15 protein-coding genes are annotated in these 13,254 nt (G+C 32.6%); 6 read left to right on the plus strand and 9 right to left on the minus strand.

The window, feature by feature from the left end; all coding sequences use genetic code 11:
- The first annotated feature begins 95 nt into the window (after positions 1-95).
- The 5 genes from IU405_RS08660 to IU405_RS08680 all read left to right on the plus strand — a co-directional run bounded on the left by IU405_RS08660 (position 96) and on the right by IU405_RS08680 (position 5,028).
- Positions 96-434 carry a GNAT family N-acetyltransferase gene (locus IU405_RS08660; RefSeq protein ID WP_231749639.1) on the plus strand — a complete coding sequence of 113 codons (339 nt, stop codon included), beginning with the start codon at positions 96-98 and terminating at the stop codon, positions 432-434.
- 148 nt (positions 435-582) lie between these two features.
- Positions 583-1,308 carry a carbon-nitrogen hydrolase family protein gene (locus IU405_RS08665; protein ID WP_197438215.1) on the plus strand — a complete coding sequence of 242 codons (726 nt, stop codon included), beginning with the start codon at positions 583-585 and terminating at the stop codon, positions 1,306-1,308.
- A gap of 245 nt (positions 1,309-1,553) precedes the next feature.
- A complete protein-coding gene (locus IU405_RS08670; RefSeq protein WP_197438216.1) occupies positions 1,554-2,759 on the plus strand; it encodes an HNH endonuclease in 1,206 nt (401 codons plus the stop codon).
- 192 nt (positions 2,760-2,951) lie between these two features.
- Positions 2,952-4,064 carry a helix-turn-helix domain-containing protein gene (locus tag IU405_RS08675; RefSeq protein ID WP_197438217.1) on the plus strand — a complete coding sequence of 371 codons (1,113 nt, stop codon included), beginning with the start codon at positions 2,952-2,954 and terminating at the stop codon, positions 4,062-4,064.
- A 115-nt stretch (positions 4,065-4,179) separates the two neighbouring features.
- The gene (locus IU405_RS08680) at positions 4,180-5,028 is read left to right on the plus strand and encodes a DoxX family protein (RefSeq protein WP_197438218.1); all 849 of its coding nucleotides are present in this window, start codon (positions 4,180-4,182) and stop codon (positions 5,026-5,028) included.
- A 240-nt stretch (positions 5,029-5,268) separates the two neighbouring features.
- Here IU405_RS08680 and IU405_RS08685 read toward each other — a convergent pair whose 3' ends face one another.
- From IU405_RS08685 to smpB, 4 genes are read right to left on the minus strand one after another with little or no spacing between them, the layout of a single operon-like run.
- Positions 5,269-5,874 (minus strand): porin family protein, encoded by a 606-nt coding sequence (locus tag IU405_RS08685; RefSeq protein ID WP_197438219.1) that lies wholly within the window; start codon positions 5,872-5,874, stop codon positions 5,269-5,271.
- Positions 5,875-5,920: 46 nt separating this feature from the next.
- On the minus strand, positions 5,921-6,874 hold the full coding sequence (locus IU405_RS08690; protein WP_197438220.1) for a transketolase family protein: 954 nt from the start codon (positions 6,872-6,874) through the stop codon (positions 5,921-5,923).
- Positions 6,875-6,929: 55 nt separating this feature from the next.
- Complete coding sequence (locus tag IU405_RS08695) at positions 6,930-7,508, minus strand: Maf-like protein (RefSeq protein WP_197438221.1); 579 nt, start codon at positions 7,506-7,508, stop codon at positions 6,930-6,932.
- The gene (gene smpB / locus IU405_RS08700; protein WP_197438222.1) at positions 7,501-7,968 is read right to left on the minus strand and encodes an SsrA-binding protein SmpB; all 468 of its coding nucleotides are present in this window, start codon (positions 7,966-7,968) and stop codon (positions 7,501-7,503) included. The genes IU405_RS08695 and smpB overlap by 8 nt, the downstream gene beginning before the upstream one ends.
- Positions 7,969-8,712: 744 nt before the next feature.
- Here smpB and IU405_RS08705 point away from each other — a divergent pair.
- On the plus strand, positions 8,713-9,444 hold the full coding sequence (locus IU405_RS08705) for a DUF6503 family protein (protein WP_197438223.1): 732 nt from the start codon (positions 8,713-8,715) through the stop codon (positions 9,442-9,444).
- Between the two features lie 541 nt (positions 9,445-9,985).
- Here IU405_RS08705 and IU405_RS08710 read toward each other — a convergent pair.
- From IU405_RS08710 to IU405_RS08730, 5 genes are all read right to left on the minus strand, one after another.
- Complete coding sequence (locus tag IU405_RS08710; RefSeq protein ID WP_197438224.1) at positions 9,986-10,213, minus strand: hypothetical protein; 228 nt, start codon at positions 10,211-10,213, stop codon at positions 9,986-9,988.
- A gap of 175 nt (positions 10,214-10,388) precedes the next feature.
- A complete protein-coding gene (locus tag IU405_RS08715) occupies positions 10,389-10,814 on the minus strand; it encodes a hypothetical protein (RefSeq protein ID WP_197438225.1) in 426 nt (141 codons plus the stop codon).
- Positions 10,814-11,173: a hypothetical protein gene (locus IU405_RS08720; protein ID WP_197438226.1), complete on the minus strand. Its 360-nt coding sequence runs from the start codon at positions 11,171-11,173 to the stop codon at positions 10,814-10,816. Before IU405_RS08720 ends, IU405_RS08715 begins: the two co-directional genes overlap by 1 nt.
- 64 nt (positions 11,174-11,237) lie before the next feature.
- Entirely contained in the window at positions 11,238-11,852 is a 615-nt protein-coding gene (locus tag IU405_RS08725) for a toxin-antitoxin system YwqK family antitoxin (protein ID WP_197438227.1), read from the minus strand.
- 269 nt (positions 11,853-12,121) lie between these two features.
- On the minus strand, positions 12,122-13,219 hold the full coding sequence (locus IU405_RS08730) for a toxin-antitoxin system YwqK family antitoxin (protein WP_197438228.1): 1,098 nt from the start codon (positions 13,217-13,219) through the stop codon (positions 12,122-12,124).
- Positions 13,220-13,254 lie beyond the last annotated feature (35 nt).

Raw genomic sequence — 13,254 nt, forward strand, 5'->3', positions numbered from 1 at the left:
AAATGGCAACAATCTGGTTTTCGGTAAATTGGGTTGTCTTCATAAGTTTTCGGCTTTAAATTTAATAATTTTTACTGAACGCGCTCCTGCGTCGCTTGTCGAATTCTATTTTTAAATGGCCGAATTTTGGGGAAGCTTACAGTTGGGCTTTGACTTTTGACAGAAATAATGAAAAATGGTTTGCAATTATTTTATCTGAAAAAGTAAAGGGAAAAGGTTTAGGACGAAAAATGCTTGATGAACTGAAACAAGTAGAGCCGATTTTGAATGGTTGGGTAATTGACCATAACAATGACAAGAAGAAAAACGGACTAACATATGTTTCACCATTGAAGTTTTATGAGAAATGTGGATTTGAGATTCAGACTGATAATAGGCTTGAACTTGACAAAATTTCAGCAGTAAAAATTAAATGGACGAACGAAAAAAAATAAACCCAGCCCCACTAACAGCACCTACCCCAAAGTGGCGGTTCAGTGCTTAAATCAAGCTTTGTGTTTCTATAAAAGTAAAGTGCCTCGAAATCGCCACTTTCATGTAGCTGCAAAACTTTAGGCAATTAAAACAAACCGCATCAAAGAAATGAAAATTTGCATTGCACAAACAAAATCTGAAAAAGGAAAAGTTCAAGAGAATATTCAGAATCACTTACGAATAATTGAACGTGCAATCAAATTAAATTCTGATTTAATCATCTTTCCTGAATTATCTATAACCAATTATGAACCTGATTTAGCCAAAGAATTTGCTACAGACATAGAAAACAGCATTTTTAATCCATTTCAAGAACTTTCTGACAACAAAGAAATATCAATTGGAATAGGAATGCCAACAAATTCAATTAACGGAATAAACATTAGTATGCTGATTTTTCAGCCTACACAAAAGAGAGTTGTTTATTCGAAACAATTGCTACATGCAGACGAATTGCCCTATTTTGTTTGTGGAAATGACCAAACTATTCTAAATAGTAAAGGAATGAAAATTTCAATTGGAATTTGCTACGAAACTATGCAGCGTGAACATTTTCTGAATGCGAATAAAATGGGTGCTGACTTATACATTGCAAGTGTTGCAAAACCAAAAGACGGAATTGAAAAAGCATACAAACACTTTGCTCAAATTGCAGAAGAGTTCAACACGCCAATATTGATGTCAAATTGCATTGGACAATGTGACAACTTTATGAGCGTTGGACAGAGTGCTATTTGGAACAAAAATGGTGAGTTAGTTGCACAACTCGATACCAATAATGAGGGACTTCTAATTTTAGACACCAAGACAGAGCAAACTGAAATCGCCCAATAGCATAAAAAGTTTCACATCAACTACCAACCGAGTAAAAAAATAAAACGCTTGCTAAAAAATGGGGTACCTGTTTTGAAAGAGGTGTAGGGTATTACAGATTTTTGATACAAGATTTTTCCGGTATTTGTATGTTTACTTCTAATTGTATTGGTTTTATTTGTATTTTAGTTGCTCAATGGGCGACTTTGTTTTTTTATAAAAGTTACATAAAGTTTCGCATATAAACTAGTTACCAGTAAGTGTAAATGACGACAACGACACCAAATATCAGTAAGGAACTTTTTGTAGAAATTCTGCAAGACAAAGACCTTGTGCAACCTGACGACCTTCTCATTTTTCAAACTTTATATTCACTCGACAAACAAGAAGCATCAGCGACAGACCTTGCAAGAATTATCGGTTGGTCAGACAAAAATGGTGTTGTAGGGAAAGTTGTTGGACTTGGAAAACGCATCCTTAAAAAACACGACATTAAACAAACAGAGCGTGAAGACGGAACAAGAAAACTTTGGGACTTCTTTTTTACGGGTTACTACAAAGGGACATTTTTCATTTATCAACTCAAGCCAGAATTAAAAGAAGCATTAGAAGAATGCGGGTTGACAGAAAACATAAAACCAATTTCAATTCAAAATTCTTATCTCTTTGTTTGGAACCCTAATAAATGGAGCCAATGGACAGACCCAAACAATGAACCATACATTGAAAAAAACATTGAAGAACTTAAAAACACTGGTAAGGTGACTTTAATGTGGAGTTGCCGAAGCCATAAAAGTATTCGACCAGGCGACAGAGCATTTTTAGCAAGAGTTGGTTCGACACCAAGAGGAATTTTCGCATCAGGGAAAGTTGTTTCAGAACCTTTTCTTTCACAACATTGGAGCGGTGAAGACAAAGACGTTCCGAGAGTATTAATTGAGTTCGACACTTTATTAAATCCCGAAAAAGAACCAATTCTAACAGTTGACAATCTTGACAAAGGAAATTTATCAAAGCAAACTTGGACACCACAATCTTCAGGAATTTCAATAAGACCTGAAGCAGTTGACGAACTCGAAGAAGAATGGTTTGAGTTTTTAAGAACACAGAACATTCGTTACAGCCCGTTTTCAGAAACAACAGACACGACAATAACATATGTTGAAGGTGCAGCAACACAAGTTACGCAGACCCGATACGAACGAAATATTTATGCAAGAAAGGAATGCTTAAAACATTATGGTTACTCTTGTTCTGTTTGCGACTTCAACTTTGAAAAATTTTATGGCAGTTTAGGTTACAAATTTATTCACGTTCATCATTTGACACAGGTGGCGACAATCAAACAAGAATATAAAGTAAATCCAATTCAGGACTTACGACCTGTTTGCCCAAACTGCCATTCAATGTTGCATAAACAAAATCCACCATTGACAATTGACGAACTCAAAGACATAATAAAAAATGGTTGAAAGCGGACACGAACGAAGAACACCTACTGGTAACAGCACCTACAAGAAATTGGCGGTTCAGTGGTTAAATGAAGCTTTGTGCTTCGTATCAAGTTCAGTGCTGGTAGACAGTTTTCGTCTCCGAGATCGCCAACTTCTTGTAGCTGCAAAACGTTAAGCCTTATTTAAAAACAACAATAATACCATAAATCAATGGAAATTACGCTTCCAATATCGAGTTTAATTGCTATTGCTATAGGCAGTGTTGGTATATCAGTTTCGATATTTATGGGCATTTTATTGCTGTCTCAAAAAGACAAGAACCATATATCCATAAACATATTGGGTTGGCTGCTAATCTTTTCGGGATTGACATTGCTCAATGACATCTTAGTTACTTCAGGAATCAGCTATAGAATGAAGCAATTATACTTTATCCCAATTTACTATTCATTAAGTATAGCTCCTCTTTTTTATCTTTTTGTGAAGTCTAAATTCAGCTACCGCTTGAATAAATATGACTTGATTCATTTGGTTATTCCAGTCATACAGGCAGTGATTTATTTTTCCATTGGATTCCGTTCAGTCGAATTCAAATCGATGCTCTATGATAAAAGTACCTTTCGGATATACCTTCAAATAGAGTCATTTCTTTTCCCGATTTTTTTGGTTGGATATACTATTCTTGCCTTATCCTACTTGAAAAGAAAAGACATCAAAGCTTACTTTTGGACAGCTGACATTAAAAGATGGCTCACGAATTTTTCAGCTGGAATGGTATTGGTTGCTGTTATGGAATTTTGTTTTTCATTGATAGAATACAACACATCTCCTACCTTTTTATCGAGTTTCCCATTTTACTTAGTGCATACATTCACGCTTTCCGCTTTTGTGTTTTGGATATCAATAAATGGATTCAAACAGTATTATCCTCTACAGATTTTTACTTCAAAACCCAGCCAAGAAAATACAGTTATTGACGAAAATGAATTGTCTGAAATACTGGAAAAACTAGAATTGCTAATGACTAAAGATAAGGTCTTTCTGAATCCAGACTTGAACCTTGAACTGCTATCCAAATACCTTGAGATTTCTGAAAAGCACTGCTCTTACATCCTGAGAACGGGAATGGAAATGAATTTCAACCAATACGTGAATAACTTCCGAATTGCAGCTTTCAAAGAAAGAATCAAAGAAGGACAAAACAAGACTTTTACCTTGACAAGCATTGCGTATGATTGTGGCTTTAATTCCAAATCTACCTTTAACAGAGTATTCAAGTCCACATGTGGAGTAACACCTTCTGAATTCGTCAAAATGAATTAAAATAACAGCATCTGACTAAAAATAACTCCAAAAGCATGTCCCAAATCTAGATTTGAAGCGTTTAGGTAAATTAACTCCCTCATATTTGCTACTCACAAATTAAACTGTAGTAATTATGAACAACAAAATCAAAGCCTTCCTTTTTGGTGGCAGTCAACAAAACTCTAGTAGTCAAAACATTGGTTTCTTACTCCTTCGTTTCTTTGTAGGACTTGCACTTTGCACAGTCTTTGAAAAGTTCTTTCCAAAAAATGGAATTTGGGGACCACAAGAATGGTTCATTCAAGATACCGCCAATATGGGGTTTCCGTTTCCAACCTTTTTTGCCTGGTTTGCGGTATTATCTGAATTCTTTGGTGGTATTTTATTGATGCTTGGTTTATTGACCAGACCTACAGCTCTATTAAATGTCTTTGTTACTTTTACTGCTACTTTCATATATCATAATGGAGATATTGGAAACTCAGGATTAACCTCGTTCTTCTTCATGATTATGTGCCTTTGTATTTTGCTATTTGGCTCTGGAAAATTCAGTCTGGATTACCTTCTCAATCGAAAGCTTATTAAAAGAATGGCAAAGATATCAACTATTGTATTACTGCTCTTGTCGTTCAACTATGCAACAGGTCAATCCAATGGCTTTGCAATGCCTTATCAAAAGGAAGCTATAACAATAGACATTTCAAAAGTTCAGTTCTATTTAAAAAACAATAGCATATTGCCTAAAAAAGTCACTTTCATCATCTACCAACCGCAACAGGAAGGGAATAACACGCTCGTAAAGTGGTTTTTGCCTTTTCAAAAGGTAAAATTTGAATTACCCGTTAAATCAAAAATCTACATGGCATCAGATTCACAAGTTAATACAGTGATGCAAGGGAAACGAATAGACAATGATAAGCCATTTTTAAGTGTCGATAGAAAAATGAATAGTGCTACCTTAAAATTGAATAACCGAGAATGATTTACCAAGATGGGTTATAAAAAAAACATAACCTTGTATAAGCGTAATGCGGGTTGAGTTGCTAAAATTGAGTATTTTGGCTACTATTAAAGTTGAGTGTAGTAAGAAGGTGAATTGCTGGGAAATCCCTCTTTAAACTTATACAAACCGTTAGAAACCAAAAAGTATTGTACTAAGTTTTAGATATAAAAAAAGGAAACCATTTCGGTTTCCTCTTCTTTAAGAATAATTATTAAATCGTTACAATCGATAACTCAATCCAATAATAATTTGATTCACACGCGTATCAAATTGCACCCTAGTTGCGCCATCTAAAAAACTTGATTCTACATTGTTAAATCCTCTTTCCCAACGAACATCCAATCCCAATCTGCCCAATTCAATGCCACCGCCAAATTGCAATCCAAGGGTAAATCCATCTCCTTGCACATTAGGAATATCACTAATGCTAAAGTTTTGATCTAAAATATATTGAAAAGAAGGGCCAATATATACATTGCCTATTCCTAAAATCTTTTTGCCTAAAAGCACAGGAATGTCTATTTTTTGAAAACTGAAGTTGGTATTTTTTTGAACCAAACCATTGTCATATTGCACTGTATTTTCTAGGTTGGTATACACCAATTCTGGTCGTAAATACAAGCCAATCACAGGAATTTTAAAGCGCAGCCAAATACCTGCATGATAGCCTGTTTTACTTTTTGCACCGTCAAATACATCTTCACTTACTTCTTGAATTGAGTTGGAATTGTAATTGATTCCCCCTTTGATTCCGAAATTCACTTGAGAATGCATGGTTTGCTGAATTCCAAAAAAAAAACAAGCAATAAAGAATACTTTTTTCATCGGATAAATTTTAAGTTATGATCGTAAAACGTTTCCTATACAAAGATTATTTTCTTGCCAATACTTTTTTCACTGCTTTTACAACAGCAGCAGCGTCCAATCCGTATTTTGCCATCAATTGTTCTGGTGTTCCTGATTCTCCAAAAGTATCGTTAGTACCCACAAATTCTTGTGGAGTAGGAGCATTCAAAGCTAATGTTCTAGCAATGCTTTCGCCCAAACCACCTAAAATATTGTGCTCTTCCGCAGAAACAACACAACCTGTTTTCGCCACTGATTTCAAAATAATTTCTTCGTCCAAAGGTTTGATGGTGTGAATATTGATCACTTCAGCACTGATGCCTTCCGCTTCCAATTGCTCAGCTGCTTGCAATGCTTCCCACACCAAATGTCCTGTTGCAACAATCGTTACATCCGTTCCTTCTGTCAACAAAATTCCTTTTCCTATCACAAAAGGTTCGTCTGTTGGCATGTACACAGGCACTTTTGGACGGCCAAAACGCAAATACACTGGGCCTTCATAGTCAGCAATAGCAATGGTTGCAGCTTTCGTTTGATTATAATCACATGGATTGATGACTGTCATTCCTGGCAACATTTTCATCAAGCCTATATCTTCTAAGATTTGGTGTGTAGCGCCATCTTCACCCAAGGTAACTCCTGCATGCGATGCACAAATTTTTACATTTTTACCAGAATACGCTACAGATTGTCTGATTTGGTCATACACTCTTCCTGTAGAAAAGTTGGCGAAAGTTCCTGTAAACGGAATTTTTCCTCCAATTGTCAAACCAGCTGCAATGCCTATCATGTTGGCTTCTGCAATCCCTACTTGGAAAAATCGTTCTGGATTTTCTTTGATAAAATCGTCCATTTTCAAAGAACCAATCAAATCGGCACATAAAGCAACCACGTTAGGGTTTGTTCTTCCTAATTCTGTTAATCCGTCTCCAAAACCAGAACGGGTGTCTTTCATTTCTGTGTATGTGTATTTTTTCATTGTGCGTGTTGTATATAATAGGGTGTAAAAATAAACTTTTCTTTGCTGTTTTTTTCTATAAATTTTGCAATTCTTTATACAGTTTATGAACAGGTAAGCCCATCACATTGAAATAACTGCCTTCAATCTTTTCTATACCTATAAAACCAATCCATTCCTGAATTCCATAGCCACCAGCTTTGTCAAAAGGTTGGTAATTTTTGATATAATATTCGATTTCTTCATCCGTAAGTTCTTTGAAAAAAACGGCTGTGGTATCGTTCACTATTTTTTGAGAATGTGCTGTTTTCAAACTGATAGAAGTGATGACTTCGTGTTTTTTGCCCGACATTTTTCGAAGCATTGCAAAGGCTTCTGCTTCGTTTTTTGGTTTTTCCAAGGCTTTGTTTTCGAGCCAAACAATGGTATCTGAAGTGATGATCAACTCATTATCTCCTAAATTGGTAAAGGCTTTGGATTTCAAATCCGCCAAATAATCTGTGATTTCACTACCTTGGAGTTCAGCTGGATATACCTCATCCACTTCTTTTACTTGAATGGTGAAATTGAGTTGCAAATCTTTAAAAAACTGCTGTCTTCTTGGGGAAGCTGACCCTAAAATGATGCTGTATTTGGATAGTTTTTGGCTAAGCATTGAAACTTTTTTTGATTCTTGCTAGGTCTACTTTATTGTCTCTTTCTTTGATAACTTCGCGTTTGTCATGCGTTTTTTTACCTTTTGCCAAGGCAATTTCCAACTTTGCAAAACCACGTTCATTGAGAAATAGTTTGAGTGGCACAATGGCATTTCCTTTGGCTTCCACATCTTTTTTAAGACTGCGCAATTCGCGTTTGTTTAAAAGCAATCTGCGTTCACTTTTAGGATTGTGGTTAAAATGATGCCCAAACGCATATTCTTCAATATACATATTGATGATGAACAATTCGCCTTCTTCATTAAACTCACAAAAACTCTCTGTAATTCTGGCTTTGCTTTCTCTAATCGATTTGATTTCGGTACCTGTCAACTGAATTCCAGCAACATAAATGTCCAAAATTTCAAACTCGAAACGGGCTTTTTTGTTTTGTATGTTTATTTTTTTCTGAACAGTCATTCAAGGAATTTTGTTTGATTTGATAAATGATGGCAAAGATACATTTTTAACTTGTTGGACATAATTCAATTTTCAATAATTTGAACCACATAGGAGAATCATAGTTTTAAAGTTTTTTAAAAATGGTTTACTTATATCCGTGAAATTGGTGTCATCAATTTTAATGAAAACTTTGTGCATTTTGTGACTACTTTGTGGATTTTGTGTAAAAGCTATTCCACAGAGTTTCACAAAGAAGACACAAAGGTTCACAAAGAAAGTGTAATCATTTTAAGTTTTGATACAGTATAAAAGTCATATCAAATTTACGTTCAATTACATCAGTGAAATCAGTGAAATTAGTGTCTGATCAATTTTAATGAAAACTTTGTGCATTTTGTGACTTCTTTGTGGATTTTGTTTAATAACTATCTCACAGAGTTTCTCAAAGTAGTCACAAAGGTTCACAAAGAATTCTTCTGTAAAAATTAAAAATAACCTGTTGGGTGTGATTATTTTATTGGATAATAAATTTTTTTTTGCCACGAATTCACAAATTGTAAGGATTTCATCACCATAATTGTTTTCATCTTTGATGAAAATTCAAATTTATAGGATCCATTGGGCATATAAAATCCGTGAATTCGTGGCAATTTCATTTTAAAATTCAATTACACTCAACAGATTAAAAATAATAGGTCTTTTTAGTTTTGTGAAAGAAATGTAATTTTGCCTTGAATTATAAGACCAATCCAAAAACAATTCATGAAGTATCTTTTTTTCATTGCCATTGCTTTGCTAGTATCCTGCAAAACCCCTCAAAAGGAATTGACAGCCCAAGAAATTATTGACAAAGCCATGCTAGTGGCTGGTTCAGAGAAGGTTGAAAATGCTAAAATTTCATTTGATTTCAGAGACATTCATTATGAAGCTACTCGAAAAAATGGACTTTTTCAATTGAAACGCTCTTTTGATTCCATTACAGATGTGCTGAGCAACCAAGGATTTCAGCGTTTTGTAAATGAAAAACCCATTTCGATTTCAGATTCTTTGGCAACTGTTTATTCAAATTCTGTAAACGCGGTGCATTATTTTTCGGTGTTGCCTTATGGATTGAATGACAAGGCTGTGCATAAAAAACAATTGCCATCAGCAATCGTAAAAGGCAAAGAATACTATAAAGTTGAGATCACTTTTTCAGAAAATGGAGGAGGAGAAGACTATGAAGATGTATTTATCTATTGGATTGGAAAAGAAGACTTTACGATCAATTACTTAGCGTATTCATTTCATACGAATGGAGGAGGAAAACGCTTTAGAGCGGTTACCAATCAGCAAACTATCAATGGAATTCGTTTTGTAGATTACGATAACTATCAACCCAACAATGACAACAACTCTTTGGTTGATTTAGACAAGGCATTTGAAAACAACGATTTGTCAAAAGTTTCGGAAATTGTATTGGAGAATTTGAAAGTAGCTATACTCTCGAATTAATTTCAAGTCACAAAAACCTTAAACCTTGAATCTCAAATCTTGAACTCCTCCCGCCACGAATTCACGGATGTTGATTTGTTTTGATGGATTTTCACGAATGGGAATCAATTTTCAATTGATTTGATGAACTATAAAATAGAGTTTACTTAAGCCTAAATTTACTTTACAGTCGTAAAAACCTTGAACCTTGAATCTCAAACCTTAAATTCCTCCCGCCAATTATACTTTGTGTAAATTTTGTTTGGTGTAAGGATAGTTGTATTCCGAATTTGTTATCTATTTTTTTAAAATAAATTGCGAGTTCAGGTGACCATTGTATAGGGAATTTTCAAACCTCAATTCATGTATTTATTCTATCGGTTTTTGTTTAGTTCCTCGAAAGTTAATGATTTCAATAACATTCTCTTTTGGTCGAATTCTTTAGATAATGTAATTGTTTTTATCAACCAATCCTTTATGAACATTCGAAAACTTTCCAGTTTGAGGACAAATTCTAGGATACTGACTTAACCGATTTAAAAGGTCATTTACCTAACGATTTTTAATGCCATTTATCAAAACGCTTCATCACTGTTTCATTTGCTTTATATTCTCCTTTGTCAGCTTGAGCCAAACCAGTTTTAATTTCATCTTGTTCGTCTTGAGACATTTCATTCCACCAATCAGCTTGTTCTTCCTCAAAAACGGCTTTAAGTTTTTTAAGAATACTTTCTTTTTGCGTTTGAAGTAGCAAATGCATTAATTCTAATTTTGTGGTTTCTATATTCATTTTACTAAACTTTTATGATAACAAATATAGTTTTTTATCTATAAAATTTCTTCCAAATTGATTTGCTAGAACTGTTTTTATGTTTTGAATTGAATTTATTTTGTTTGACATAAGAATGGTTGTATTTTGAATTCGCTTTCTTTTTTGACTTTCGTGAGGTATAAACTTTTTAAGTTCATCTATTTTTAAAACATTTACCTAAAATATAAATGGTTTCATTTCTTATTTCAATATTTTCTGTACTATTAATAGTATAGTTTTTTTTGCCGGAATATTGAAATAGCGTATTATAAATAATACGATCTAGGTAATCTTTTATGATTAGTTCTAAACCAGAATTTGAATACAAAACTTCTTTCAATTCTTTATAATTAATTTCTTTAAAAGAAGATGAGTCGTTATACAAATCGTCATCTTCTTTTATTTCATTTTTGAGTGAATTATATTCTTCCTGTATTAATTTTGTAAACTCTTCAAACGAAAGCTCTAAAACAAAGTCAGTAAATTGATTTTCAATTTGATTAATTCTTCCAAAATTTAGGCCGTCGTTATATGATACGTCATATAAAGGAATAACTTTATTATTTATTTTTATTTTCACTATTTTGGAGTGTCACATGAGTAACCTTCTTTATTTCTTACATAGGCCATAGCATCAAAATCATAACCTGCATATTTAAAACCTACGGTGTAAACTCTAAATTTTCCACATTCTTTAATAAAGGTTAATTTATATCCTTTTCTGTTTTTGCTAGCAACTCTACCTATCGCCAATTCTTCTGTGTCTTCTGCAAATTGCAAATGTTGCGTGGGACCAGCAGCATTCCATTTTTGATATTTATTTTGCCAAGTGACAACATAGGCAGGACCTGATGGACCAACGTTTTCTGTTTTTTTATTAAAGCCATAAAAAAGGATTGCTAATAAAAGGGAACTTGTAATAATAATTAATTTTTTCATTCTTTTCTAGTATGGTGTATTATTTTAAAATTTGTTCAAAATCTTCTTTGACATTTAATTAATATTAGTTAGATTTTAACAATTTACTATCTTTATAATATTCAGTTCTAACTAGTTTGCCAGTTAATTTATCATATATTTTTATGTTTTCTTCGTTTGTGGAATAGTTTTTTGTATTAACACGTATTGTCTCAGGAATGCCTAAACCCCCTTTTTTTTCTTCCGTTTCAGTCCAAATTCCAATTTTTTCTCCTTTTTTAAAAGAACCTTTGTTTAGTATTTTTCCATCTTTATTGAAGTGTTCAAATTCGCCTTCTTCAACACCATTAATAAAATTACCTGAAATCTCTATTTTACCATTTTCAAAGAAATCTAAGAATTGACCGTTTTCTGTACCTTCTGAATAATTTTCAATAGATTTTACTTTGCCACTTTTGTAATACGAGATATGCTCTCCATCTGGTTCGTCGTTAAGATAACTGCCTTTGGATTGTATTTTACCATTTTCATAGTAATAAATTTCTTCACCATTCAATTCATCATTTTTAAAGTTTTCAATTTTTAAAACTTTATTTTCTTTGTATGTTGTCCACTTTCCAGTTTTTTCGTTACTTTTATAAGAGCCTTCTTGATAAAGTATTAGATTATTCTTTGAATAACCAAAGTAAATTTTCCACAATCCTTCTTTTTCATTATTGATTTTTTTTCCGATAGAAAATGTTCCTTTTTCAACAATTGTATCATTTTTTATTTCTTGTGCTTAGTTATAAAAAGCTGAAATAAAAATTAGTAAATATGTTATTGTAGCTTTCTTCATTTTTTTAAATATTAAAATTAATTTATTTTCATTTGAAAAACTAGTTGTTAATTTCTTTTAAATAACTCATATCGTTCATTTTAGCTTTATGTTTACAATAGAAGTTATAAGAAATTTTAATAAAATTATTGTTAATTCGATTTTAATAATTCACCATTATTGTATATTTCTTTTTTTATTAATGTTCCATTAGCATCATATTGTTTCCATTCGCCTGTTTGTTTTCCATCTGTAAAATTTCCAATTTCGCGTAATTTCCCATTTTCGTGATAGATTTTCGCTTCGCCTGTTAGTTTTCCATCTGTATAATTAGCAATTTGTTGTAATTTGCCATTTTCATAGTAAAGTTTTAATTCTCCTATAGGAACTCCATTATGGATTTCACCTATATATTTTATTTGACCGCTTTCATAATACAATATTGCTTTTCCTTCTATTTCGCCATCTTTATTTGTATAAGTAGATTTTAATTTCCCATTTTCATAGTAGTTTTTTTCTTCCCCATTTTTTTTTCCGTTTTTAAAAGTTAATTTTTTATATATTCCTTCAGAAGGTGTCGATGGGTTGTATTTATCATGCCAAATCCATGTTCCTTCTCTTTTAAAGTGATCAAATCCAAATTCGATACGCGTTCCATCTTTATATCTTAATTTATTTGAATATAATTTTTCTTTAGATTTAAGCAAGGCAATTATAATTTCGCCTTCAGTCGAATAAGGAAAATAGAGACTTCCAAAATTTGAATAAATAATAATACCATCCTTTATTAAAAGTGTATAAGGAGTAGCATCTTTTCCACTCATTAAATTATTGAAAGAATTATCGGGATTAAATAAAGTATGATTTCCAAATCGTATGTTTTTTATTATACTATCTTTATGCGTTTTAGACGGTGAGGGAGATTTGGCACCAGCTTTGTAATAGTTAACATTTAGAGGAATCAAAATAAAATTTGAATTTTCTTTATTGTAATTAAGAAGAGGTTTAATAATTCCGTCTATACAACCTGCACAAAAGTCATAAAAAGTAGTTAATACTACAATTTTTCCTTGATTGTTAGCATTTATATAATCGGTTAGATTATGTTTAGCGCCAGTTTTGTCTTGTATTTTTATGTCTTTTAAAATCTCATTGGATGTTGATTTCCATTCAATTATTTTCGAACTTCTATCTTGAGCATTTGTAAAATAGAATGATAAAATTGCTAGGATTAAAGTTATTTTTCTCATTTTTATTTTGTTTAAATATTTTTTTAATTTTTATA

Source organism: Polaribacter sp. BAL334, from assembly GCF_015767435.1.
Lineage (GTDB): Bacteria > Bacteroidota > Bacteroidia > Flavobacteriales > Flavobacteriaceae > Polaribacter.

Bases quoted from the DNA above. Each gene is read 5' to 3' on its own strand.
- IU405_RS08665 (WP_197438215.1), top strand. From the start codon at position 583: ATGAAAATTTGCATTGCACAAACAAAATCTGAAAAAGGAAAAGTTCAA.
- IU405_RS08670 (WP_197438216.1), top strand. From the start codon at position 1,554: ATGACGACAACGACACCAAATATCAGTAAGGAACTTTTTGTAGAAATT.
- IU405_RS08675 (WP_197438217.1), top strand. From the start codon at position 2,952: ATGGAAATTACGCTTCCAATATCGAGTTTAATTGCTATTGCTATAGGC.
- IU405_RS08680 (WP_197438218.1), top strand. From the start codon at position 4,180: ATGAACAACAAAATCAAAGCCTTCCTTTTTGGTGGCAGTCAACAAAAC.
- IU405_RS08685 (WP_197438219.1), bottom strand. From the start codon at position 5,874: ATGAAAAAAGTATTCTTTATTGCTTGTTTTTTTTTTGGAATTCAGCAA.
- IU405_RS08690 (WP_197438220.1), bottom strand. From the start codon at position 6,874: ATGAAAAAATACACATACACAGAAATGAAAGACACCCGTTCTGGTTTT.
- IU405_RS08695 (WP_197438221.1), bottom strand. From the start codon at position 7,508: ATGCTTAGCCAAAAACTATCCAAATACAGCATCATTTTAGGGTCAGCT.
- smpB (WP_197438222.1), bottom strand. From the start codon at position 7,968: ATGACTGTTCAGAAAAAAATAAACATACAAAACAAAAAAGCCCGTTTC.
- IU405_RS08705 (WP_197438223.1), top strand. From the start codon at position 8,713: ATGAAGTATCTTTTTTTCATTGCCATTGCTTTGCTAGTATCCTGCAAA.
- IU405_RS08710 (WP_197438224.1), bottom strand. From the start codon at position 10,213: ATGAATATAGAAACCACAAAATTAGAATTAATGCATTTGCTACTTCAA.
- IU405_RS08720 (WP_197438226.1), bottom strand. From the start codon at position 11,173: ATGAAAAAATTAATTATTATTACAAGTTCCCTTTTATTAGCAATCCTT.
- IU405_RS08730 (WP_197438228.1), bottom strand. From the start codon at position 13,219: ATGAGAAAAATAACTTTAATCCTAGCAATTTTATCATTCTATTTTACA.